General features: G+C 66.7%; 22 protein-coding genes. 16 read left to right on the top strand and 6 right to left on the bottom strand.

Going from position 1 to position 23,156, the window contains the following annotated elements; all coding sequences use genetic code 11:
• Positions 1-7 precede the first annotated feature (7 nt).
• The 4 genes from QZ186_RS06930 (at position 8) to QZ186_RS06915 (ending at position 4,475) form a co-directional block, all read left to right on the top strand.
• Positions 8-877 (top strand): hypothetical protein, encoded by an 870-nt coding sequence (locus QZ186_RS06930; protein ID WP_296416249.1) that lies wholly within the window; start codon positions 8-10, stop codon positions 875-877.
• Positions 874-1,557 carry a PilN domain-containing protein gene (locus QZ186_RS06925; RefSeq protein WP_296416248.1) on the top strand — a complete coding sequence of 228 codons (684 nt, stop codon included), beginning with the start codon at positions 874-876 and terminating at the stop codon, positions 1,555-1,557. Before QZ186_RS06930 ends, QZ186_RS06925 begins: the two co-directional genes overlap by 4 nt.
• Complete coding sequence (locus QZ186_RS06920; RefSeq protein ID WP_010313510.1) at positions 1,554-2,216, top strand: hypothetical protein; 663 nt, start codon at positions 1,554-1,556, stop codon at positions 2,214-2,216. The genes QZ186_RS06925 and QZ186_RS06920 overlap by 4 nt, the downstream gene beginning before the upstream one ends.
• Positions 2,217-2,285: 69 nt before the next feature.
• Positions 2,286-4,475 carry a general secretion pathway protein GspD gene (locus QZ186_RS06915; RefSeq protein ID WP_296416247.1) on the top strand — a complete coding sequence of 730 codons (2,190 nt, stop codon included), beginning with the start codon at positions 2,286-2,288 and terminating at the stop codon, positions 4,473-4,475.
• Here the strand turns inward: QZ186_RS06915 and QZ186_RS06910 are convergent.
• Positions 4,472-5,266, bottom strand: coding sequence for a pentapeptide repeat-containing protein (locus QZ186_RS06910; RefSeq protein ID WP_296416246.1), 795 nt, complete (start codon positions 5,264-5,266; stop codon positions 4,472-4,474). The two genes, QZ186_RS06915 and QZ186_RS06910, sit on opposite strands and share 4 nt — an antisense overlap.
• Before the next feature lie 67 nt (positions 5,267-5,333).
• On the opposite strand from QZ186_RS06910, the gene QZ186_RS06905 reads away from it, so the two are divergent.
• On the top strand, positions 5,334-6,401 hold the full coding sequence (locus QZ186_RS06905) for an aminotransferase class I/II-fold pyridoxal phosphate-dependent enzyme (protein WP_296416245.1): 1,068 nt from the start codon (positions 5,334-5,336) through the stop codon (positions 6,399-6,401).
• Here the strand turns inward: QZ186_RS06905 and QZ186_RS06900 are convergent.
• A complete protein-coding gene (locus QZ186_RS06900) occupies positions 6,378-7,454 on the bottom strand; it encodes a UDP-N-acetylglucosamine--N-acetylmuramyl-(pentapeptide) pyrophosphoryl-undecaprenol N-acetylglucosamine transferase (protein ID WP_296416259.1) in 1,077 nt (358 codons plus the stop codon). The genes QZ186_RS06905 and QZ186_RS06900 overlap by 24 nt on opposite strands.
• A gap of 53 nt (positions 7,455-7,507) precedes the next feature.
• Between QZ186_RS06900 and QZ186_RS06895 the strand changes: the two genes are divergently transcribed.
• A complete protein-coding gene (locus tag QZ186_RS06895; protein WP_296416244.1) occupies positions 7,508-8,242 on the top strand; it encodes a hypothetical protein in 735 nt (244 codons plus the stop codon).
• Here the strand turns inward: QZ186_RS06895 and QZ186_RS06890 are convergent.
• A complete protein-coding gene (locus tag QZ186_RS06890; protein ID WP_296416243.1) occupies positions 8,232-9,089 on the bottom strand; it encodes an NAD(P)-dependent oxidoreductase in 858 nt (285 codons plus the stop codon). The two genes, QZ186_RS06895 and QZ186_RS06890, sit on opposite strands and share 11 nt — an antisense overlap.
• A complete protein-coding gene (locus tag QZ186_RS06885; protein ID WP_010313497.1) occupies positions 9,079-9,537 on the bottom strand; it encodes an EF-hand domain-containing protein in 459 nt (152 codons plus the stop codon). Before QZ186_RS06885 ends, QZ186_RS06890 begins: the two co-directional genes overlap by 11 nt.
• A gap of 131 nt (positions 9,538-9,668) precedes the next feature.
• Between QZ186_RS06885 and QZ186_RS06880 the strand changes: the two genes are divergently transcribed.
• Together QZ186_RS06880 and QZ186_RS06875 are read left to right on the top strand one after the other, a co-directional pair.
• Positions 9,669-10,409 carry a response regulator gene (locus tag QZ186_RS06880; protein WP_296416242.1) on the top strand — a complete coding sequence of 247 codons (741 nt, stop codon included), beginning with the start codon at positions 9,669-9,671 and terminating at the stop codon, positions 10,407-10,409.
• A complete protein-coding gene (locus QZ186_RS06875; protein WP_296416241.1) occupies positions 10,387-11,634 on the top strand; it encodes an ATP-binding protein in 1,248 nt (415 codons plus the stop codon). Before QZ186_RS06880 ends, QZ186_RS06875 begins: the two co-directional genes overlap by 23 nt.
• A gap of 61 nt (positions 11,635-11,695) precedes the next feature.
• On the opposite strand, the gene pgk is transcribed toward QZ186_RS06875, so the two are convergent.
• Positions 11,696-12,901, bottom strand: coding sequence for a phosphoglycerate kinase (pgk, locus tag QZ186_RS06870; protein WP_247476818.1), 1,206 nt, complete (start codon positions 12,899-12,901; stop codon positions 11,696-11,698).
• 135 nt (positions 12,902-13,036) lie between these two features.
• Here pgk and QZ186_RS06865 point away from each other — a divergent pair, with 135 nt between their 5' ends.
• From QZ186_RS06865 to QZ186_RS06855, 3 genes are read left to right on the top strand one after another with little or no spacing between them, the layout of a single operon-like run.
• Complete coding sequence (locus QZ186_RS06865) at positions 13,037-13,414, top strand: universal stress protein (RefSeq protein ID WP_010313477.1); 378 nt, start codon at positions 13,037-13,039, stop codon at positions 13,412-13,414.
• Positions 13,411-14,310 carry a ribosome biogenesis GTPase YlqF gene (gene ylqF / locus QZ186_RS06860; RefSeq protein ID WP_247476822.1) on the top strand — a complete coding sequence of 300 codons (900 nt, stop codon included), beginning with the start codon at positions 13,411-13,413 and terminating at the stop codon, positions 14,308-14,310. Before QZ186_RS06865 ends, ylqF begins: the two co-directional genes overlap by 4 nt.
• Entirely contained in the window at positions 14,307-15,284 is a 978-nt protein-coding gene (locus tag QZ186_RS06855) for an RluA family pseudouridine synthase (RefSeq protein WP_247476823.1), read from the top strand. Before ylqF ends, QZ186_RS06855 begins: the two co-directional genes overlap by 4 nt.
• Here the strand turns inward: QZ186_RS06855 and QZ186_RS06850 are convergent.
• The gene (locus tag QZ186_RS06850) at positions 15,229-16,851 is read right to left on the bottom strand and encodes an ABC transporter ATP-binding protein (protein ID WP_296416240.1); all 1,623 of its coding nucleotides are present in this window, start codon (positions 16,849-16,851) and stop codon (positions 15,229-15,231) included. The two genes, QZ186_RS06855 and QZ186_RS06850, sit on opposite strands and share 56 nt — an antisense overlap.
• 110 nt (positions 16,852-16,961) lie before the next feature.
• Here QZ186_RS06850 and QZ186_RS06845 point away from each other — a divergent pair, with 110 nt between their 5' ends.
• The 5 genes from QZ186_RS06845 to mnmE all read left to right on the top strand — a co-directional run bounded on the left by QZ186_RS06845 (position 16,962) and on the right by mnmE (position 23,078).
• Complete coding sequence (locus tag QZ186_RS06845) at positions 16,962-19,322, top strand: bifunctional (p)ppGpp synthetase/guanosine-3',5'-bis(diphosphate) 3'-pyrophosphohydrolase (protein WP_296416239.1); 2,361 nt, start codon at positions 16,962-16,964, stop codon at positions 19,320-19,322.
• Positions 19,323-19,427: 105 nt separating this feature from the next.
• Positions 19,428-20,576 (top strand): cyclic nucleotide-binding domain-containing protein, encoded by a 1,149-nt coding sequence (locus tag QZ186_RS06840; protein WP_296416238.1) that lies wholly within the window; start codon positions 19,428-19,430, stop codon positions 20,574-20,576.
• Positions 20,577-20,590: 14 nt separating this feature from the next.
• Positions 20,591-21,403: a class I SAM-dependent methyltransferase gene (locus tag QZ186_RS06835; RefSeq protein ID WP_296416237.1), complete on the top strand. Its 813-nt coding sequence runs from the start codon at positions 20,591-20,593 to the stop codon at positions 21,401-21,403.
• Positions 21,404-21,514: 111 nt separating this feature from the next.
• On the top strand, positions 21,515-21,703 hold the full coding sequence (locus QZ186_RS06830) for a hypothetical protein (protein ID WP_296416236.1): 189 nt from the start codon (positions 21,515-21,517) through the stop codon (positions 21,701-21,703).
• 25 nt (positions 21,704-21,728) lie between these two features.
• Positions 21,729-23,078 carry a tRNA uridine-5-carboxymethylaminomethyl(34) synthesis GTPase MnmE gene (gene mnmE, locus QZ186_RS06825; protein ID WP_296416235.1) on the top strand — a complete coding sequence of 450 codons (1,350 nt, stop codon included), beginning with the start codon at positions 21,729-21,731 and terminating at the stop codon, positions 23,076-23,078.
• The last annotated feature ends 78 nt before the right edge of the window (positions 23,079-23,156 follow it).

Below are 23,156 nucleotides of genomic sequence, written 5' to 3'. Positions count from 1 at the left end.
AAGGCGAGTGGTGCTCGCAGGAGTTCAAGAGCGCCTCGGCCCCTTGCAAGCCTGGCTGTTTCCGCAGCGGGTCTACCTCGAGCTGCAGGATCAAGCGATCACGGCCATGGTCCTGAGCGGCCGGGGCCTGAGCTGGGTCGATCAGTTGTCCCTGCCGCCGGGGCTCTGCCAGGGCGGACGTCCCGTGTCTGGTTCGGCCCTGGCGGATCTGTTGGGGGATTGGTTGGTGCAGTGCGGCTACCCCGGGGCCAGGATCTGGGCTGTGCTGCCGGGCAGCGCCTGCGAACTACGCCTTCTACAGGGCAGCGCTCCTGAGCGAATGGCCATGCCCAAGGAGCTGGAGGCCCTGCGCTTGCCTTGGCCCCCGGAGACCGCGGTGGATCTGCTGAGCTCCCCTCTGCCCTCCTCCCCGGGCAGCCGTGTCTCGGTGGCGGTGGAGTCGGCCTTGCTGGAGGACTGGATCGAGGTCTTTGCCGATGCGGGCCTCGGTCTCGATGCCCTCGAGGCTGCTCCGGTCTGTGCACTGCGCTGCGTCGAGGGCCAGAAGGGTTGGTTGTTGGGACTGGAGCCTGAGCAGAGCTGGTTGCTGCGCCTGGAGCGGGGGGCTCCGATCTGGCAGTGGCGACTGCCGCCGTTGGCGGAGCTAGAGGCTTTGCAAAGCGAGCTCAACCAATGCCTGAGCTATTGGCAATCCCAGGCTCCTCAGCCGCGCTCGATGGATGTCGTGGTCTCAGCGGCCCTGCCGGCTTCGGCGCTGGAGACCCTGCAGAGTTGTCTTCCGCTGGAGCTCAATGGCCTGGATCCCTTGCGGAGCGACCCAGCGCAGTGGTCTCTGGGTCTGCTCTGGGGGCTGGCCGCGGCGGAGTTGGAACGATGAGCCCTCGTCTTGGCCCCCTCGATTTACTGCAGGAGCGCCGGCGTGCCAGCGGCATTGCTGAGCCAGGTGGGTCCATGCTTCCGGCCCGCCCGCTGTTGCTCAAGGGCTCGGCCATTGGCGGTGGCGTCCTTGCCTTGATGCTGCTCTTGCTGGTGGCGCTGGGGTGGCGCCAGCAGCAGGTGAACGCCGCCCTGGCGAACCTCGCCGGCATCAAGCTGCAGGTGCAGACCCTGGAGACGCGGGTCGGACGGGTGCGGCGGGCCAAGGCCCAGCTGCAGCGCAGCAGCGAGGGCTTGGCCAAGGGTCTGGTGGGGGTGTCCTCCGGCTCGGCCTTGCTGGCTCAGTTGTCCGCGGTCACCCCGGCCGGTGTGCAGCTCACGGAGGTGCGCTCCCAGAACAACGGCTTGCTGCTCAAAGGGGTCGCCGTTGATCCCCAGGCGTTCCGACGGGTCAATGGGCTGAGTCTGCTGCTCTCCCAGTCGCCGCTGTTTGATGCCGAGTCGGTTCAGGTGGTGAAGCTCCAGCGCGATGGCGCCAGCGGGGGGCCGGTGGACTGGGAGCTCTCCGCTCGCTTCGCGGCCCTGGCTCCGGATCAACAGTTGGCGGTGCTGCAGGCCCTGCAGGCCGACGGTTTGGTGCAGCGTCTGCGTTTGCTGCAGTCCAAGGGGGTGCTGCCATGAGCCTCCAACTGCGGCGAGAGCAGGTGTTGCTCGGTGCACCCGTGCTTCTGGGGGTGCTGCTGGCTGCAGCCCTGGGGGGCCTGGTGGCCTGGCCCCGTTGGCAGCGCTTGCAGGCGGATCAGCAGGAGCTGCTGGTGCTGGAGGAGCAACAGCAGCGCTTGCCCTTGCTGCGCCGTCAGCTCGAGAGCTTGGAGCAGCAGCGGGAGCAGGCTGACCGCAGGAATGCCCAGATCCTGGGGTTGATCGCGGGCAGCGGCGAGCTGCAGACGTTCTTGGCCCAGCTCAGTGAACAGGCGGCCCAGACCGGCGTGCTGCTGGATGGCTATGAACCGGTTCAGGCCGTCGCACCGCCCACCAGCAAAAAAAGCAACAAGACCGCGGCTGAGACCCCGCCGGCGGATCCGTTGTTGGCCCCTGGTTTGAAGAAGACCTCGGTGTTGCTGCGCGCCCGCGGCAGTGGCCCGCAGCTGTTGGATTTTCTGCGGCGTCTGGAGCGCCTGAGCCTCCTGGTGGTCCAGAGCGATCTCTCGCTCAAAAGTGGCAACAGCAGCAAAGACAAGGATGGCCGGGTGGTGCTGGAGCCCACCGAATTGCGGCTGAATCTGGGCCTCTATGCGAGAGATCACAGCCCAAGTCAGAAGCCTGGAAAGCCCGGCTGAGCATCGATACCATCCGCCCAACTGGCAAAGGGCAGCGTGGGTTGGCGGCGCACTGGGATCTCAGCCCTGATGGCTGCTGCCGCGATGACGGCTCCAGCGCTGGCGCTGCCGCAGTCCAGCGCGTCTGCTCCCGCGCCGTCCGTCGCGCCGTCCGGCGGGGCGCTGCTGCTGCAGTTGCGCCGTGGCGCCAACAGCGTGGACGTGGTGGTCGAGGGCACCGGTGCGGCTCCGCTGCTGCGGCAACGCCAAACCGCGGCCGGTTGGCAGGGGCAACTGCAGCTGAGTCAATCCGCCTCCCTGAAGGTCGGCCCGCAAACGCTGACCCTGCCGGAGGCCGGCCTGAAGCGCGTGAGCATCAGGGGGAGCGGGCGCGAGTTTGAGCTGGAGGTGGTGCCGATGCCGGGGGCACCGGCCTCCAAGCCGGTGGTCAGCGCCGATGGCCGCAACCTGATCCTGAGTTTCAGCGCCCCCAGCGAGTTGGTCTCGAAGACCGGCACCTTCAACCTCAATCAGCCCGGCTCGGTGCCCCAGCCGCGCTATGCCCCGCCCCTGCAACCCCGGGCGGTGGCGCCGCCCCTGGGCGACATGGCCGTGGGAACGATGGTGCTGCGCAACCGCAGCTACCTCAACCTCAGCGGCCCGCCGGTGACGATGACCCTGCGCAACGCACCGGCCAAAGACGCCCTGATGGCCCTCAGTCAGATGGGTGGCTACGGCTTCGTCTACGTCGACGATGAGGAGCGACCGGGTGCTCAGGCCAGCGCGGGCCCGACGGTTTCGCTGTCTTTCCGCGGTGAGGCCTACAGCAAGGCCTTGAACTCGGTACTGCTGGCCTCGGGTTTGCAGGGGCGGATGGAAGGGAATCTGTTGCTGGCGGGTCCCTCGGTCATGGGCAAGACCTTCGGCACCCAGATGTCCAAGGTCTATCGCCTCAACCAGGCCTCAGCTGAGTCGGCCGCCAAGTACCTGGCCAGCCTGGGGGCGCGCATCACCCAGGTCACAACGATCACCAATGCGGTGACCTCGGGGCAGCCCGTGGCGAACCAGGTGGCTGGTGGCGAGCAAACCCAGCAGACCAAGAAGGAGCAGATCACCACCACGGAGACCTATGGCGCATCCACCGGTCCCCTGCGTGGCTTGATTGGGACGACCGATTCACGCCTGCGCACCATCACCTTGGTGGGTGATTCGCAGTTGGTCTCGGTCGCTGAGAACTACCTCCGGCAGATCGATCTGCGCCAGCGGCAGGTGGCGCTGTCGGTGAAGATCCTGGATGTCACCTTGAACAACGACACCAGCCTTTCGAACTCCTTTGCCTTCCGCTCCGGCAGCAACTTCGTTGTCAGTGATCGGGGTGAATTCTTGGGTGCCTTTGGTGGCTTGCTGCCGCCGCAAGGGGATCAATTCAGCACGATTGCGGGTGGTGCTGCGAGCGCGAAGTCTGAAACGGTGACCGCTACTGGCCAGCAGGCAACAGTCGCGACCAGCGAGATTCCTGCTAACAGCCCTGCCCCAATTAATCCAGGCTTTGCTTATCCCTCTGGCAGTGCCAACAACTACAACTACTTCGATTTCGTCCGAGGTCTGATTGAGTCGAACACGACCAAGGTTCTGGCTTCGCCGACCCTGATCATTAACGAGAATTCCGAGCCGATCGCTTCCGGTGCGGCGGTCACCGTTGGCGGTTCGGGCACCGCTGCACTCAACACGGCTTCCATTGGTCGTCCCTTTGCCAACGAGTCCTTTGTGACGGTGGGGGCCCAGGAGATTGTTAGTTACACCGTGCAGGCCGGGCAAAACGGTGCCCCGAATAGCTGTCAGCCGGAGTTTGGGACGGCTGGTTTGACCTTTGGCGCGCGGGTCTCCCGCATTGATGACAACGGCTTTGTCACCTTCTCGATGTCACCGGAGATCTCGGCGGTGATTGCGACGGACGTGCGCATTGAAGGCTGCGGCACGGTCAATACCTTGACGACCCGTCGCTTGGATACGGGGGAGGTACGCGTGCGCGATGGCCAGACCTTGATCCTGACAGGTGTGATTTCTGATAACGACCAGGCCGTGGTGCGCAAGTGGCCCGTGCTTGGGGATATTCCGTTTGTTGGTCAATTCTTCAGGGATTCGATCAACAGGCGTGAGAAGCGCGAGCTGGTGATCTTGGTGTCGCCGCGCATCATCCGTGACGACAACGGCGGCAACTTCGGTTACGGCTACCAAGCCGCGACGCCTGAAGCCCGTCAGCTGGTCTCCCCGTACTAAATCGAGCCTGGTAGGGCGGCCTTGGCGGCGATCGGCGCCACCATCTTGAAGGCGGCCATCAGTCCCCCCAGCAGGGCGCTGCCCATGCCATTGCCTCCCTTTGCTTTCTTGCTGGGCTTGAGCAGGGTGGTTGCTGCCTCCTCCAGTGACTTGGCCTGCTGGAGCGCCCCCAGCTCGCTGTAGAGCCGGCCCGCGTAGCGCAGGTCCTGGGCGGCCAGGTTGAACTGGCCCTGCTCGGCGCGACTGACCCCCCGGGCCATCCAGCTCACCGCGGCGTTGGGGAGCCGTTCAATCGCCTGGCTGAAGAACTGCTCGGCCTCTGGAAAGCGGCCGGCTTCCGCCGCTTGGACGCCGGCGTTGTGGAGGGCGGCATAGCTGTGGACTGCCGCGCCGACCCCGCGGGCCCCTTGCCAATGGCTGCCCTCGAGGGCGCCGGGGTCCAGTCGTGCACCGGAGAGGTCGCTGTTGCGTAGATCGGTCCCCTCCAGCACTGAGCCCCGTAGATCCGCTCCCCGCAGGGATGCGCCGGCCAGGCTGGTGAAGCGCAGGTTGCTCTCCCTCAGGTCGGCTCCATCCAGGCGCGCTCCGCTGAGGTTGGCCCGCTCCAACTGGGCCCCTTGCAGCTGTGCGTCCCGCAGATCGGCATGGACCAGGTCGGCGTCCTGCAGCATGCAGCGCTCGCAGGAGCGTTGATCCAGGGTGCGAATCACCGCTTGGTCATCGGCCGCCCATGCGGCTCCGCTCCCCAGTACCAAAGCCAAGCCGGCCAGATGGAGACGCAGGCGAGCCATGGGCTGGTGCGGCCGAACTGGCGCTGTTCTAACGGTCATCTCTCCCCCCGTCGATCAGGCTGGGGGGATGGAAGCCCACGGCGGCAACTTGGAGGCAACGGCACGGCGCTTGGGCTGCCGGCCGGATCAGATCCTGGATGCCAGCGCGTCCCTGGCGCCCTTTGTCCTGCCGCGGGCGGCCCGGCGGGCCCTGCGGCAGGTGGATCTGCGGGCCTATCCCGACCGCAGCCACTGGCGGCTGCGCCACCAGATCGCGCGGCTGCATGACTTGGATCCGGAGCTGGTGCTGCCCGGCAATGGTGCGGCGGAACTGTTCACCTGGGCTGCCCGTGATGCGGCCAGCGGTGGTCTGTCGCTGTTGCCCCAGCCGGGCTTCGCTGATTACGCGCGTGCTCTTCAGTGTTGGGGCGGCCAGCAGCGGCCCTTGGCCCTTCCCCTGGAGTGGGAGGCCGCATTCCCGCAACCGTTCCCGTCCGTCGCCGCTGCGGAGGTGCTCTGGATCACCAACCCCCATAACCCCACCGGCCAGCTCTGGAGCCGCGCGTCCTTGAGGCCGCTGCTGGCGCGTCACAGCCTGGTGATCTGCGATGAGGCCTTCCTGCCGTTGGTGCCAGGCGGGGAGCAACAGTCCTTGATTCCGCTGGTGGCGGAGCACCCCAACCTGATCGTCATCCGCAGCCTGACCAAGCTGTACGGAATTGCTGGGGTTCGGCTCGGCTATGCCGTGGCCCAGCCCGAGCGGCTGCAGCGCTGGGCCGGCTGGCGGGATCCCTGGCCCATCAATACCTGGGCTGGGGCCTTGGCCGATGCCCTGCTGAGCGATCCCCGCGCTTACCAGCGCTGGTGCTCCCGCGTGCAGGCCTGGGTGGTGCAGGAGGGCCAGTGGTTGCAGCAGCGCCTGCGGGCTTTGCCTGGCATTCACCCTTACCCGTCAGCGGTCAATTACCTGCTGCTGCGCGCTGAGCAGGGTTCCCTGCAGCCGCTTCGGGAGGCGTTGGAGCGGCGACATCGCATCCTGGTGCGCGATTGCCGATCCTTCGCCGGGCTTGGCGAGTCCTGGTTGCGGATCGGCTACCAGAACCGCTCCGGCAACAGGCGTCTGCTGCGGGCCCTAGGCGCTGAGCTCCTGCAGTAGTCCTGCGATCAGTGCTTCGGCATCGCGCACGGCCAACTGCTCCATGCCGCGGCGCAACTGCAGCAGTGGGTCGATCACCGGATCGCAGCCCCGCAGCCTGGGACCGAGTAGGCGCCAGAGGGTGCGCTCCAGGGCGGGATGCTCGGGGGGGTGCTGCCAGACGATCACTGCAGCACCGACGGCCGCGGCGGCACCGGCGTTGGCGTCCTGGTGCTTGTCCGCTGCTTGGGGGTAGGGGACCAGGATCGTTGGACTCCCGCAGACCGCCAATTCGCTCAGGCTGCCGGCACCCGCACGGCTGATCACCAGATCGGCGTGTTGCAGCAAGCCGGCCACCTCGTCGCTGAAGGGTCGCTCGGCGTAGCGGGGGTGTTGCAGTTGACCGCTCTCGGGGTCGTTGTTGCCGCTGAGGTGGACCACCCGGCAGCCCAGGTTCAGTAGTCGGGGCAGCAGGGGCCGGACCATGCGGTTGAGCCCCACGGCACCCTGGCTGCCGCCCATGACCAGCAGCAGTGGGCCCGCTCCCGCCGGGACCCAATTCGGGAGTGGTGCCGCCTGCAGAAACTCCCGGCGTACCGGGGTGCCCGTCACCCGCGGGCGGCAGCCCTGCAGGCGCTCTGCTGCCTGGGGTAGTCCGACGGCGACCTGGCTGCAGAGCCGCCCGAAGAGACGCGTGACTTTTCCTGGGACGCCATTGGATTCATGCAGCACCACCGGCACCCCGCACCAGCGGGCCGCCAGGATCGCCGGTGCAGCGATGTAGCCGCCGGTGCTGAAGACCAGGCGGATGCGTTCCCGGCGGATCAAGCGCCGCACCGTGACGGTGGCGCCCAGCAGGCGCAGCAGGTTGGTGAGCTTGCGCAGTCCCCGGCCCTGAAGGCCGCCGGCATCGACGGTGTGCAGCCGGTAGTCCTGGGGAACTAGCTCGGTCTCCAGCCGGTCGGGAACACCGAGCCACTGGATCTCCCAGTCCGAGGGCAGGGCCTGGGCCACGGCGAGGGCTGGGAAGAGATGCCCGCCGGTGCCGCTGGCAGCGATCAACAGGCGTGACATGGGCATCGCTGATGAGCGCGCCTAACTTAAGGGCACCTCCCCGTTGAGCTCCCGTGCAGTTGCGCTCCTTCCTGGCTGCCGCCCTCGCTCTGACGGGTCTGGCCATGGGGGCTCCCCTTCGGGCGGCGCCCAGCCTGCAGGCCCTGCAGGAGGCCCTGAACAACGGCTCCTCCTCGGAGATCTCGGCCCTGCTCGAGGCCGGTAATGGCCTGGATCCCGCGTTGGTGTTGCAGCGCCGCGACTTCTTGCGCGCTCAGTTTCCCGATGCCAGTTGGCAGGTGAGCCCCGGGGTCTCCCTCAAGGACGGACGGCCCACCACCCTCGTCACCGTTGCCGGTAGCCGTAAGCAGGGGCCCTACAAATTCCGCTTTGAAGCCACCCAGAAGCTGGTGCTGGGATCCAGCGGCGATCGCTTCAACAGCCAGGACGTGATCGAATCCAATTCGATCCTGCGCAGCGGTGACCCCAACCTCAAGGTCAGCCTGTTGATTCCCGATGCCGTGCTGACGGGGCAGCGCTACGACCTCGATGTGATCTTTGACGACCCCCTTAACGGTGCGGTGGTTGCCGGGGCGATCAAGCCCGTCACGGTCAGCGAGTTGCTGCGGTTGCAGGCTCCCGACCTGCAGCTTGAGGCCCTCGGTGGCGGCGGCCTGTTCAAGACCGTGCAGGCCCCCTTCCAGCCGGGCAGTCAGACCTGGGCGGTGCTGTTGGTTCACCCCAAGGGGATCGTCGCGGCGTCCAAGCAGGTCCGGGTGGTCGCCAAGCGCTCCGAGCTCACCCTTTAAACCAACGGGCCAGCGCGGAGACATCCAGCTCACCGCAGCCCTGCTCGATCAGCTCGTCCTCTAGGGCGGCCACCCGTTCGCAGATCGGAAGCTCCAGCTGGGCCTCGGCCGCGGCACCCAGGGCGATGCCGAGGTCCTTGCGGTGCAAGGCCAACTTGAACCCCAACGGATAGGAGTCGTTGATCATCTGTTGGCTCCTGTTCTCCAGGGCCCAGGAGCCAGCGGCGCCACCCTTCAGGGCCTGCACCAGGGCGTCTTGCGGTAGCCCCAGACGATCGGCGAGGGCCAGGGCTTCAGCGACAGCGGCATAGCTGCCGGCCACCAACACCTGATTGACCGCCTTGGCCTGCTGCCCTGCTCCCACGGGGCCGAAGTGATGCAGGCTGCCGCCAATGACCTCCAGGAGCGGCCGAGCCCGCTCGAGCTGGTCCAGCTCAGCCCCGATCAACACCCGTAGGGTTCCGGCTTCGGCTCCTTCGGTGCCGCCGGTCACCGGAGCATCGATGTAGTCCACCCCCTGCGTCGCGAGCTCGCCGGCGAGGCGTTGGCTGGTGCCTGGGCTGATGGTGGAGCAGTCGATCACCAGCGCCCCAGGCTGCAGGTGGCCCTTCGCCAGGGCCAGCACCTCCTCGACCGCCTGGTCATCGCTCAAGCAGAGCAGCAGCAACGGCGACGCGGCCGCCGCTTCAGCCACGGTCGCCGCTCGCTGGGCACCCGCCGCCTCCAGGGATTGTGCGGGAGCGGCAGTGCGGTTGAAGGCGGTCAGGCTCCATCCGGCCCGCAGCAGGTTGCGGGCCATGGGGGCACCCAGGGCTCCAAGGCCCAGACAGCTCACATCAGTTGGCATGGGCTGGTTTGGAGAGGGTGTTGAGTTCGCCTCGGTCCAGGCTGCCATCGCCGTTCTGGTCGATGGTCTGGAAGTGCTTGCGCAGCCAGGGGTAGCCCTGGGCTTCCTGTTGGTCGATGCGGCCATCGCCGTTCTGGTCGGCCTTACGCAGGACCCGCTCGGCGCGCGGGGGCGGCACCTTGTTACTGGGCTTGAGATCCGCGGGGGTCAGGTAGCCGCGGCGGTTCTGGTCCAGGCGGTCGAAATGACGCTGGAGGTAGGGCTGCCCTTGAACCTCCTGGCGCTCGAGTCGTCGGTTGCCGTCCCGGTCCAGTTGCTCGAAGAGCTGTTGCAGGCGCCGTTCATAGGCCTTGAGTTCCTGCGGCGTCTGAGCCTGCAAGCCCAGGGGGAAGGCCAAGAGCAGGCCGGCGCCAGCGGCAAGCAGGAAACAGGAGCGGTGGCGCCTCATGGCATCAGGCTATGGAGCCCTGCTCGCTGCAATCGGCCTGGCCGCTCGGCAAGGTGTGACCAGATCTGTCTAGCGCGATTTCCGCAGCTTGATCTCCATACAGTCGGGACAGATGTTGCGCCTGCAGCCCCATGGCCGTGCCTGCACGGAGCACTCCCCAACGCATCTGGGTGGTGGATGACGATGCGGAGCAGCGGCGCTTGGTCGGCACCTATCTGACCGATCAGGGCTACGACGTGCGCTGCCTCAGTAGCGGTGAGCAACTGATGGTCCGGCTGGAGAGCCAGCGGCCCGATTTGGTGGTGCTCGACGTCATGCTTCCTGGGGAGGACGGTCTGACCCTGCTGCGCCGTCTGCGGGATGGCGGCGATGACCTGCCGGTGGTGATGTTGACGGCCAAAGGGGACGGCATCGATCGGATCATTGGGCTAGAGCAGGGGGCCGACGACTACTTGGGTAAACCCTTCCTGCCCCGGGAGCTCACGGCGCGGATTGAGGCGGTCCTGCGGCGGCGCGTCGCCCTGCCTGCGGGCACGCCGCTGGCGGAGGGACAGGTGGTGGAGTTCGGCGAGAACCGGCTGGATTTGGCCAACCGCAGCTTGGAGCGCAATGCCCATCCCGTTGTGATCACCAGCGGGGAGTTCAGCCTGCTCGCGGCTTTTGTCCAGCACCCCCATCGGCCCCTGTCCCGGGAGCGTCTGATTGAGTTGGCCCGGGGTCCGGAATCGGAGACCGACAGCCGCAGCATGGATGTCCAGGTCTCCCGGGTCCGCAAGCTGGTGGAGCCCGATCCCACACGGCCCCGCTACCTGCAGACGGTCTGGGGTTACGGCTACGTCTTTGTGCCCGATGGCCAAGCACGCACCCGTTAAGTACGTCCTGGCGGGCGCGGGCATCTCCGCCCTGGCTCTGGTGGTTCTGCAATCGCTGCTGGCCCAGCGCTTGGAGCGGGCGCAGATTGCCCAGATGGGTCCCGAGGTGGCCTTCAACCTGAAGCTCGGGGAGTTGGCACTCGATCGCCTGCCGCCCGAGGCCCTGGCCCGTCTGAGTGGATTGCCGTTGCGGGTCGGCCCCTTCCCTCCCGTCAGTGGCGATGGACGTTTGCAGCGGCAGGCGCGGCTGCTGCAGCAGGAGCTCTGCCAGCGGGTGCGGCCCTGTCCGCCGGTGCTACCGGCCCAAAGTCTGGCGCCCGGCCTGTGGGTCGAGTTGCTGTCGCCCCTGGAGCCGATCTGGTTGTTCACCCCCGTGGGGCCGGCTCAGCGCTGGCCCCCTGATCCCCTCTTGCTGGGGTTGTCCTTGTTGACCGGGAGCATCTCTGCCTCGTTTCTGTTCCTCTGGCGCGAGGTGCAAACCCCCCTGCAGCAATTGGAGCAGGCCCTGGGTTCCGTGGGGCGGTCCGGCCAGCAGCCCGCTCTGCCGGAGCGGGGGGCTCGGGTGGTCCGCTCGTTGACGGGCCGCTTTAACGCCATGGTCGAGCGCCTGGCCAGCAATGACCGTGAGCGCACAACGATGCTCGCGGGCATCGCCCATGACCTGAAAAGCCCCCTGACCCGTCTGCGCCTGCGTTTGGCGGACCAGCGGCCAGCGGAGGCGGACCTGGATGCGCTCGAGCGCATCACCAGTCAGTTCCTGTTGTTTGCCGGAGGCGGGGATGCGGAGCAGCCCGTGCAGTTGCCCCTGGATCAGTGGTTGGCGGAGTTGACCGCTCCCCTCGAGGCGGACCAGGTGCAGCTGGATCTCACCCCGATGGAGGCGCGGGTGCAGCCGGTGGCCCTGGGGCGAGCGGTGGGGAATTTGATCGAGAACGCCCTGAGCCATGGACAGGCCCCGCTGCGGTTGGTCCTGCGTCCGGAGGCGGCGGATGGTTTTCGCATTGAGGTCTGGGATCAAGGCGATGGCATTCCTGCCGAGCAGTGGGCTCAAGCCTTGATGCCGTTTCAGCGCTTGGACCGGGCCCGGGGCGGCAGCGGCCACTGCGGTCTGGGGCTCGCCATCGCGGCTCGGGTCGCTGCCAGCCATGGCGGGGGGCTGAGTCGCCTGCAGTCGGAGCGGGGATTCGCCGTGGTGCTGACGGCCCACTCCCTGGAGCGCCCGTAGCTGGAGGAGGCACAAAAAAAGGGGCCCCTCGGGGCCCCAGTCGCTGAATCGCCAGTGGAGATCAGGCTTCGTCGAGGGCGGCCACGCCGGGGAGGACCTTGCCTTCCAGCAGCTCGAGGCTGGCGCCACCGCCGGTGGAGATGTGGGACATCTTGTCGGCCAGGCCGGCCTTTTCCACAGCAGCCACGGAGTCACCGCCGCCGATGATCGTGCAGCAGCCCTTACCGCTGATGTCAGCCAGGGTGGTGGCGATGGCGTTGGTGCCGGCGGCGAAGGCGTCGAACTCGAACACGCCCATGGGGCCGTTCCAGATCACGGTCTTGCAGTCGGCCAGGGCGTCCTGGAAGACCTTGACGGAATCGGGACCGATGTCCAGGCCCATCCAGCCGTCGGGGATGGCATCCACCTTGGCCACCTGGCTGTTGGCGTCGGGGGCGAAGTTGTCGGCCAGCACCACGTCGGTGGGCAGCAGGAACTGAACGCCCTTGGCAGCAGCCTTGGCCTCGAGCTCCTTGGCCAGCTCCAGCTTGTCCTCTTCCACCAGGCTCTTGCCGACGGCCATGCCGCGGGCCTTGTAGAAGGTGAAGATCATGCCGCCGCCGACAAGGATCTTGTCGCACTTGTCGAGCAGGGCCTCGAGCACGCCGATCTTGGAGCTCACCTTGGAGCCGCCGACGATGGCCGCCAGGGGACGCTTGGGCTCATCGATGGCGCCCTGCAGGTACTGCAGCTCCTTCTCCATCAGGTAGCCGGCGACGCTGGGGCTCAGGTACTGGGTCACGCCCTCGGTGGAGGCGTGGGCACGGTGAGCGGCACCGAAGGCGTCGTTGACGTACACGTCAGCCAGGCTGGCCAGCTTCTTGGCGAAGTCGCCTTCGTTCTTCTCTTCTTCGGCGAAGAAGCGGACGTTCTCCAGCAGCACGACGTCGCCATCGGCCATGGCAGCAACCTTGGCCTCGGCGTCAGGGCCGATGCAGCTGTCGGTCTTGACCACGCCCTTGCCCAGCAGTTCGCTCAGGCGAGCGGCCACGGGGGTGAGGCGCATGCCCTCGTTCACCTGACCCTTGGGACGACCGAAGTGGGCCGAGAGGATCACCTTGGCGCCCTTGCCCACCAGGTCATTGATGGTGGGGAGGGCAGCGCGGATGCGGGTGTCATCGGTGATGGCGCCGGCGTCGTTCAGGGGAACGTTGAAGTCGACCCGAACCAGCACGCGCTTGCCGCGCAGCTCGTCAGCGGAAAGGCTGGCCAGGGAGCGCTTCGCCATGGGTGAGACAAGGGGGTAGAGGTCGGGCGAATTTAGCGGGCCAGTCAAGGGTTGCCCCGTTTTTGCGCTCAGCGATGGCTTTGCTGGCCCCCCGCGCTGTCGGCGCTAGACAGAGGGTGCACCGGCCAGCCGGCCATGTTTGAGATCGTTCTCTTCCCCATCGACCGCAGCCGCCAGGCTGCTGAAACCGCTGCCTTCGCCCTGAAGTTGGCCCAGCAGCACGACAGCCGTTTGGTGCTGCTCTCCGTGGTTGAGCCCGGTCAAGACGATCCCGCTGCTGTGGCTGCGTTGTTGGAGGACGCCCGCGGTCGCTTCCAAGAGCAGGGCGTCAGTTGTGAGGTGCTCGAGCGCGAAGGAAAACCGGCTTTTGTGATCTGTGATGTGGCCGATGAAATCAATGCCGATGTGATCGTGATGGGGACCCGCGGGCTGAGCCTCGAAGCGGAGGACGCCCCCAGCACGGCCTCCCGTGTGATTCAGTTGGCCCCTTGCCCCGTGATGGTGGTGCCGTGAGTGAGCTGCTGAGTAGCGCGGCCCCGTCGATTCAGTGGTATCCGGGCCACATCGCCAAAGCAGAGCGCGCGCTCACCGACAACCTGGCCAAGGTCGACTTGGTGATCGAGGTTCGCGATGCCCGCATCCCGACGGCCACCGGCCACCCCCGTTTGCAGCGTTGGATTCAAGGCAAGCAACATCTGCTGGTTTTGAACCGCCGCGACATGATTCCAGTGGCGGCGCGGGAGGCCTGGGACGCCTGGTTCCGCGGCCAAGGCCAGACCCCTTGGTGGAGTGATGCCAAGGCCGGCACGGGGGTCAAGCAGCTGCAGCAGGCAGCGATTCGAGCGGGCGATTCCCTCAATGAGCGGCGCCGGAATCGCGGCATGCGCCCAAGGCCCGTGCGGGCGTTGATGCTGGGTTTCCCCAACGTCGGCAAGTCCGCCCTGATCAATCGCTTGGTGCGCCAAAAAGTGGTGGACAGTGCCCGCCGCGCTGGCGTGACCCGCAGCCTGCGCTGGGTCCGGCTTGGCCAGGACTTGGACCTGCTGGATGCACCAGGGGTGTTGCCCCCTCGCCTGGATGACCAGCTCGCTGCCCTGCGTCTGGCGCTCTGTGACGACATCGGCCAGGCGGCCTACGACGGAGAGGCCGCCGCCATGGCCTTTGTCCACATGCTCGCGGCCTTGGAGGCAGCGGAGACCTCCGGGGTCAAGCCCGGCCTGCTGGAGCGTCGCTATGGCATCCCGGTCGAGACGCTGTCAGGGGAGGGCGCGCCCAAGCCGGATGTCCATGGCTGGTTAACGGGAGCGGCTGAGCGGCATACCAGTGGCGACACGGTGCGAATGGCCCAGCGGTTCCTCGATGACTTCCGCCGGGGCATGCTCGGACCGATTGCCTTGGAGTTGCCGTGAGTGGTTTTGGGGAAGGTGAAGGGGAGCTGCTGACGCTCACCTACCCCAAACCTCTGCCGATGCGATTGGACCGCTGGCTCGTGGCCCAACGCCCCGAGCAGAGCCGGGCCCGGATTCAGAAGTTCATCGACGCGGGCTATGTCCGCGTCAACGGAGTCACGGGCCGCGCCAAGACCCCCCTGCGTCTGAACGACACGGTGGAGTTGTGGATGCCGCCGCCGGAGCCCCTTCCCTATCTGATCCCCCAGGACATCCCCCTGGATGTCCTCTACGAGGACGAGCACCTGATCGTGCTCAACAAGCCGGCCGGGCTCACGGTCCATCCCGCCCCTGGGAACAAGGACGGGACCCTGGTCAATGGCCTGCTGCATCACTGCCCCGATCTACCGGGCATCGGCGGCGAGATGCGTCCGGGGATCGTTCATCGCCTGGACAAGGACACGACGGGCTGCATCGTCGTGGCCAAGAGCCAGGAGGCCTTGGTCAAGCTGCAGGTGCAGATCCAGAAGCGCGTGGCGTCCCGGGAATACCTGGCGGTGGTTCACGGAGCCCCGGCCGGGGACAACGGAACGATCGTTGGGGCCATCGGCCGCCATCCCGCCGATCGCAAGAAGTACGCGGTGGTCCATGACGGCTCCGGGCGCCATGCCTGCACCCACTGGACCCTGCTGGAGCGCCTGGGTGATTACGCCCTGATGCGCTTCAAGCTCGACACCGGCCGCACCCACCAGATCCGGGTTCACTGCGCCCACATCGGGCATCCCATCGTTGGGGATCCGGTTTATTCCCGCTGCCGCAAGTTGCCGTTGACCCTGCCCGGTCAGGCGCTCCATGCCTTCCAGCTGGGTCTGGATCACCCGATCCGTAAGGACCGAATGCTGTTTGAGGCCCCCCTGCCGGAGGTGATGGAGAAGCTGCTCAAGCTGCTGAGGCGGCGGGCAGGCGTGGACACGCCTCCACCAGAGTCCGAGTGATGGCGGCCTGGGGCTGGCTGAGCAGCTGATCACCGGGGCCTTCTTCGACGATCTTGCCGCCATCGAGCACCACGACCCGCTGGCAGAAGCCACTGGCCACCGCCAGGTCGTGGGTGACAAAGATCAGCCCCAGACCGAGGCGGTCCTGGAGGGAGCGCAGCAGCTGCAGCACCTCGGCCTGGACTTCGGCATCGAGCATGCTCACGCTCTCGTCGCAGAGCAGCACCTGCGGTTCCAGCACCAGGGCCCGTGCGATGGCGACCCGCTGTTGCTGACCGCCGGAGAGCTGGCGGGGCAGGCGCCCCTCAAAGGCCTCGGGCGGCTGCAGGCCAACGGCCTCTAGCCAGTGCCGGGCCTGTTCACGGGCGGCCGCTGGGCTGGCGAGCCCATGGATCAAGAGTGGATCGGCAATGGCCTCCCCCACGGTCATCGCTGGGTTGAGGCAGGCCAGCGGGTCTTGAAAGACCATTTGGATGCGCCGCCGGGCCTGGCGCAGGGCCTCACCCCGCAGGCGCATGAGATCAACGCCCTTGAGCTTCACGCTGCCGCCCCGGACCGGCGTCAGCCCCATCAGGGCGCGGCAGAGGGTGCTCTTGCCGCAACCGGAGGCGCCAACGACACCCACGGTTTCACCGTGGCGCAGCTGCAGGCTGACCCCGTCCACGGCCCGGTACCAGCGGGACTGCCAGGGCAATCCCGGCAGGGGATGCCAGCAGCGCAGTCCCTCCAGCTCCAGCAGGGGAGAGGCATTGGACGGGGCGGGTGTGACACCGCCTTCCCGGGCCCGCGCGGCCCCCACGAGCCGTTGGGCCAGGGGCGATTGGGGTTGGGTGAGCAGGGTGGTCGCTGGGGCCTGCTCCACCAGTCGGCCCTGATCGAGGACGGCGATTTGATCGCACCAGCGCCCGGCCATGGCCAGGTCATGGCTGATCAGCAACAGGGCGCTGCCGGCCTCCCGGCAGAGGTCGCACAGCTCCTGCATGACTTGCCCGGCCACGGCCACATCCAGGCTGGTGGTGGGTTCATCGGCAATGACCAGGGCGGGGCGCAGGGCCATGGCCAGGGCAATGGCGAGACGCTGTCGCATCCCGCCGCTGAACTCGTGGGGATAACTGCTGTAGCGCTCCTCGGTGATGCCGACCCGCTGGAGTAAGGCCCGAGCCCGTTCACGGATTCGTGCCTGCTGCCAGGCCGGGCGGTGTTCGCTGAGGGTGTCGGCCAGGTGCTCGCCGATCGTCATCAGGGGGTTCAGCCGGGTCATCGGGTCTTGGAAGACCAGGCCGACCGCCTCGCCCCGCAGCCGCCGCAGTTCGGAGCGCCTGAGGGTCCTTGGATCCCTGCCCTTGAGCAACAGTCCGCCTTGGCAGCGACTGCCCTGGGGGAGCAGTTGCAGCACGGCTCGGGCCACCGTGCTTTTGCCACAGCCGCTGGGCCCCACCAGGGCGAGGCGTTCACCCGCGTTCAACTGGAGATGGAGGCCATCGAGGGTGTTGCTTTGGCTCCCCGGGTAGCGCACGCGCAGGCCTTGCAGCTCCAGGACCGCACCGGGATGGGCTGGGGCGGCCATGGTCAGGCAACAGCACTCCACCCAGGCTGGCAGGTGCGGGAAGGGCAAACCCTCACCTGTGGTCGGTTTGTGAGGGCCACTGCATACGATGGTGGAAATCGCAGAGCGCAATGCTCCAGGCGGTGCCCGGTACGGCAGAACGGTCCGCCTCCAGTGGGGCAGCGGCTGCTGCTGAACGCCAGGGCCCAGGAGCGGCGCTCGGCAGACGGATCATCAACAGCCCCGCGGACTACGGCATTGAGCTGCCGGCGTGGCTGCACACCTGCATTGAGCACGTTCCCCCTGGGGTCGGGGAAAGTTGCCCCACCGACACCGAGGCGCTGCTGGCCTCAGCCTTCGACTTCGCGTTTCAGCTCCATGACGGCCAGGTGCGGGCCAGCGGGGAGCCCTACATCTGCCATCCCGTGGCGGTCGCTGATCTGCTGCGTGACATCGGTGCCAGTGCGGGGGTGATCGCCGCTGGATTCCTCCATGACGTGGTGGAGGACACCGAGGTCACGCCAGAGGAGATCGAGCAGCACTTCGGCTCTGAGGTGCGGGGCTTGGTGGAAGGGGTCACCAAGCTGGGGGGCATTCACTTCACCAACAAGACCGAGGCCCAGGCCGAAAACCTGCGCCGGATGTTCCTGGCGATGGCCAGTGACATCCGCGTGGTGCTGGTGAAGCTGGCTGATCGCCTGCACAACATGCGCACCCTCGGTGCGCTCAAGCCCGAGAAGCAGCAGCGGATTGCCCGGGAAACGCGAGAGATCTACGGCCCCTTAGCCAACCGCTTGGGCATTGGTCGCTTCAAGTGGGAGTTGGAGGACCTGGCCTTCAAGATCCTCGAGCCCGAGGCCTTCCGCGACGTGCAGCAGCAGGTCTCCAGCAAGCGCAGTGACCGCGAGGAGCGCCTGGGGGTCACCGCCGACATCCTCAGCGGCAAGTTGTCGTCTGTGGGCTTGGGTGAGTGCGAGGTCAGTGGACGGCCCAAGCACCTCTATGGCATCTGGAACAAGATGCAGACCCAACGCAAGGCCTTCCACGAGATCTACGACGTGGCGGCACTGCGGATCATCTGCCCGAACGTCGAGAGTTGCTATCGCGCCCTGGCGGTGGTCCATGACACCTTCCGCCCGATTCCTGGTCGCTTCAAGGACTACATCGGGCTGCCGAAGCCCAATGGCTACCAGTCCCTGCATACGGCGGTCATCGGTCGCCATCGGCCGATTGAAGTCCAGATCCGCACGGCCGAGATGCACCGGGTGGCGGAGTTCGGCATCGCAGCCCACTGGAAATACAAAGAGGGCGGATCCCCCGCCGCCACCGGATCGGATGCCGAGCGCTTCAACTGGCTGCGGCAGCTGGTGGATTGGCAAAAAGATGGCGTGGGTGAGGACAGCGGGGACTTCCTGCGCTCGATCAAAGAGGACCTCTTTGATGAAGAGGTGTTTGTCTTCACTCCCGGTGGAGATGTGGTGGGCCTGCGCAATGGCTCAACTCCAGTCGACTTTGCCTATCGCATTCACTCCGAGGTGGGGAACCACTGCCAAGGGGCACGCATCAACGATCGCCTCTGCCCTTTGGCAACGCCGCTGCAGAACGGCGACTTCGTTCAGATCCTGACCTCCAAGACGGCTCACCCCAGCCTGGATTGGCTCAACTTCGTGGCCACGCCCACGGCGCGTAATCGCATTCGCCAGTGGTACAAGAAGAGCCATCGTGAGGAGAACATCCAGCGCGGCACCGACATGCTCGAGCGCGAGCTGGGCCGTGATGGTTTTGACGCCCTCCTCAATGGCGAGGCGATGGCGAAGGTGGCGCGCCGTTGCAACCTCGTCGGCACCGAGGATCTGCTCGCGGCCATTGGCTTTGGTGGCGTCACCCTCCATCAAGTCCTGAACCGCCTGCGGGAGGAGCTGCGCCTGGCCACCGAGGCCGAGGCCCCGGTCATCAGCGATGAAGAACTCGCCCGCAACCTCACCCAGCAGGGGGAGCAGACCTCGGGGCCATCGACTCCCCTGACGGGCCATGGCGACGCCAGCCCGATCCTGGGTCTCGAAGGCCTCGAATATCGCTTGGGCGGCTGTTGCAGTGCCCTCCCTGGCGAGGCGATTGTCGGCACGGTCGCCCTCGGCAACCACGGCATCACCATTCACCGTCAGGATTGCTCCAACCTCGGTTCAGTGCCGGCTGAGCGCCGTCTGCCGGTGCAGTGGAATCCCCAGGTCAGTGATTCCCAGCGTCGCCGCTATCCCGTTCAACTGCGGATTGAGGTGCTCGACCGGGTGGGTGTGCTGAAGGACATCCTCACGCGCCTGTCCGACCACCGCATCAATGTCAGCGATGCCCGGGTGCGCACCAATCCGGGTCGCCCTGCACGCATTGACCTGAAGGTGGAGCTGGAGAGCGCGAATCAGCTGAGCAACACCATGGATCAGATCCGCTCGATGGCCGATGTGCTCGACATCGCCCGCGCCGGCATCGGCTAATCCCTGTTGCCTTTTGAGGCGAGGTATCTAGCTTCAGATCGTCGAGTCATGCGGGCACGCCTGCAATGAGGCGCAGTTAGAGACCGCCATGGCGCACCACACCCGATGAGCCTCCAGGTTCTGCTGGCTGATACCCCCGAGCTACGGGAGGCCATCTATGCACTGCGCTACGTGATTTATGTGGAGGAGATGGGCAAATCGCCTCCGGCCGCAGATCACCAGCGACGCTGGATTCGCGATGGTCTGGATGCCACCGCCCGTCTCTACGCCGTTCAGGACGAGGCCGGCACCTTGGTGGGCACGCTCCGCCTCAATCGACTGAGCGATCTGAGTGACCCGACCACAGAGCTGGCGCCCCTCCCGATCGCGACGCTGTTGGAGCGTTTCCCTCCCGAGGCGATCTCTCACACCTCACGCCTGATGCTCCTGCCCGCCTGGCGCGGAGGGGCTGCGCTGGGGTTGCTGTTCAACCGTTGCTACGGCGATGCCGCTGAAGCCGGAGTCCGCGTCGATCTCTGCCACGCCAAGCCTGGTCTGGTGGAGCTCTATGAGCAGTTGGGTTATCGCCGCTTCTGTCCAGGCCTCGATCTGAAGGGGGTGGGGTATCAGGTGCCGATGCTGCTGGCCTTGCATGACCGCGCGCATCTGCGTGAGAGCCGTTCACCGCTGCTCCGTCACCCGGCTAGCCGCCAGGGTGAAGACCCTTGGGGTGATGCCACCTGGATGGCCTCGATCGCGGAGAGCTATCGCGGTCTCAATCACCGCCTGGTGGAGCCCGATGCGTTCTGGGGTGCCGTGGGTGATGCCCTGCGGGAGGGCGAGCAGGAGATTCCTCTCTTCCGCGGCCTGAGCGAGGAGCAATCGCGCGCCTTGCTCAAGACGGGCACCGTGCTCAGCTGTCAGCCCGGTGATCCCCTGGTGAGGGAGGGGGAGCCGCAGCAGGAGCTGTTTGTGGTGCTGGAGGGCGTCGCGGAAGTGTGGCGAGAGCAGGAGGGGCATCGGCTCTCCTTGGCGTTGCTGGAGCGGGGCGCTGTCTTTGGAGAAATGGGCTTCCTCGGACGCTCACGTCGCAGTGCCGATGTGATCGCCGTGACGCCGATGCGGGTGCTGGTGCTCACCCAGGCTTTTTTGAATCGTTCCATTCGGCATCAACCGGATGCAGCGGCATTGCTGCTCCGTAACCTCTCGATGGTGCTGGCGGAGCGGTTGGCTCAGACCACCGATCGCCTCTGGCAGCTGAGCCAATCCACTTGAACGCCCCAATTCCGATGGCCGCTGTCTCCTCCGCCGGCTCCTACGACTTCAACGCCCTTGGCAGCGCGAGCGGAGAGTTGGACCGTCTGCAGCTGCAGGCCCGACGCTCCGCGGAACTGGAGCGCGGGCTGCTGCTTCAGATGGGCTTGCAGGACGGTCAGGAGGTGCTCGATCTGGCCTGTGGTCCCGGTGTGATCAGCCGCCTGATTGCTGAGACCCATCCCGCCAGCCGGGTGACTGCGATGGACCTCAATGGCGAGCTGCTGGATGCCGCGCGTCAGGAAGCTGCGGCCGCCGGCCTGGAGCGGATCACCTTTGTGCAGGGTGATGTCTACGCACCGCCGCTGGAGCCCGGCCGCTTCGATTTCATCTACGCGCGGCTGCTGTTTCAGCACCTGGAGGATCCGCTGCGGGCGTTGCAGGCGGTGCGCGCACTGCTCAAGCCCGGCGGCAAGCTCTGCATCATGGACATCGACGATGCCTGGCTGAGCCTGGTGCCTGAACCCGAGGGCTTCAGGGCCTTCACCGAGGCTGCGGCCCGTGCCCAGGCCAAGCAAGGGGGCAATCGCAACATTGGCCGCGAGCTGGGCGGCCTGCTCGAGGCGGCGGACTTCAGCGATGTGAACGTGCACGTCGAAACCGTGAACTCGCGTCAGCTCGGCATGCGCGCGTTCCTCGACATCACCCTCGGCTTCAAGCGCCTGTTGCTCAGCGGTGCCGAGCTCGATGCTGCGTCCAGCACGCTCGCCGCGGCGGATGCCTTGGTGGATGACCCCCAGGCCTGGGCTTTTGTGGGTGTCTTCCTGGCCAGCGGTTGTCGTCCCTGAGCGTTGGGCGGGTTGGGTTCTGATCCCCCGACACAAGCCAGGCCCTGTGGCGTGCACTACAGCTCGGACCTGTAGCTGCGCTTACGACTCATTCACGCTGCAGTCGAAGCCATGACCTCCGAACAGGCCGCTCAACTGATTGATGACGCCCTCGATCTGGTGCATCAGCGGTTGATCTCCCTGGAGCATGAGGAGCAGAGCCAGGCCCATCAGGCCCTGGTGGAGGAGTTCCGCGAGTGGCGCCATCCACCCGGCGGGCACATCGACTTGATGGTCTGCCCGGGCTTCTCCGCGAGCTGAGGCAGCGAAACGAGACACTGGAGGCATGTCCTCCGACACGATCGCCGCCGTTGCCACCGCCGTCGCTGCAGGCGAGGGCAGCGTCTCGATCGTGCGGATCTCCGGGCCCGAGGCGGAGGCCATCGGTGAACGGTTGTTTGAGGCCCCCGGCCGGCAGGTGTGGGAGAGCCACCGCGTGCTCTACGGCCATGTGCGCGACCCCGGCAGCGGCGAGCGGGTGGACGAGGCCCTGCTGCTGTTGATGCGGGCTCCCCGCAGCTTTACCCGCGAGACCGTTGTTGAGCTGCACTGCCACGGCGGGGTGATCTCCGTGCAGCGCGTCCTGGAGCTGGTGCTGGCCGCCGGCGCCCGGCGCGCCTTGCCGGGTGAATTCAGTCAACGGGCTTTCCTCAATGGCCGGTTGGATCTCACCCGGGCGGAGGCCATCAGCGAGTTGGTCACAGCCCGCAGCCGGCGTGCGGCCCAGTTGGCGATGGCGGGCCTCGATGGGGGCCTGGAGCGCCAGATCAGTGGCCTGCGCCTGCGCCTGCTCGATCAACTGGCGGAGTTGGAGGCGCGGGTGGATTTTGAGGAGGACCTGCCGCCCCTGGATGGTCAGGCGGTGGCCTCGGAACTGCAGGCGGTGCGCAGCGCGCTGCAGGAGCTGGTGGCCGATGGCGAGCGCGGTCAGGTCCTGCGGGAGGGGCTGAAGGTGGCGATCGTGGGTCGCCCAAACGTTGGCAAGAGCAGCCTGCTGAACCTGCTCAGCCGCAGCGATCGCGCGATCGTGACCGACTTGCCCGGCACCACCCGCGATCTGGTGGAGAGCGAGCTGGTGCTCAAGGGGGTCCCGCTGACCCTGCTGGACACCGCTGGGATCCGCGACACCGAGGATCGCGTCGAGCAGATCGGCATCGAACGCAGCCGCGGCGCGCTCCAGGCTGCGGACGTGGTGCTGCTGCTGTTTGACCGGGCCCAGGGTTGGCTGGAGGAGGACCAGGCGCTGCTGGATTCCCTTCCACAGGGAATCCCCCATCTGGTGGTGGCCAATAAGGCGGATCAGCCCGCGGCGGAGCCTGCCGCCCATGCCGACGTTTGCATCAGTGCGTTGACCGGCGAGGGGCATGAGGCCCTAGTGGATCGCCTGCTGCAGAGCTGCGGCCAGGGCGGTGAGCAGGGGCTGCAGGTGGCCCTGAATCGACGGCAGTTGGATCTGGCGGTTTCAGCGGCGGCCAGCCTGCAGCGCACCCTCGAGGCCGGTGAGCAGCAGTTGCCTTGGGACTTCTGGACGATCGACCTGCGGGCTGCGGTGCGCTCCCTTGGGGAAATCACTGGGGCCGAAGTGACCGAGGCGGTCCTCGATCGAATCTTCTCGCGCTTCTGCATTGGCAAATAGGACCAAGAGCTCGGGCAAGCTGCCCCTGGGTCCATCACGCTGAGTTCAGGATGAGCGCCGCACCCCTGCCACTGACGC

Origin of the sequence: Vulcanococcus sp. DEBay_Sum29NL08_54, from assembly GCF_017859255.1 — a bacterium.
Lineage (GTDB): Bacteria > Cyanobacteriota > Cyanobacteriia > PCC-6307 > Cyanobiaceae > Vulcanococcus.
Note: the sequence above shows the minus strand (reverse complement) of the source record. Positions and strands in the feature narration are given on the sequence as shown.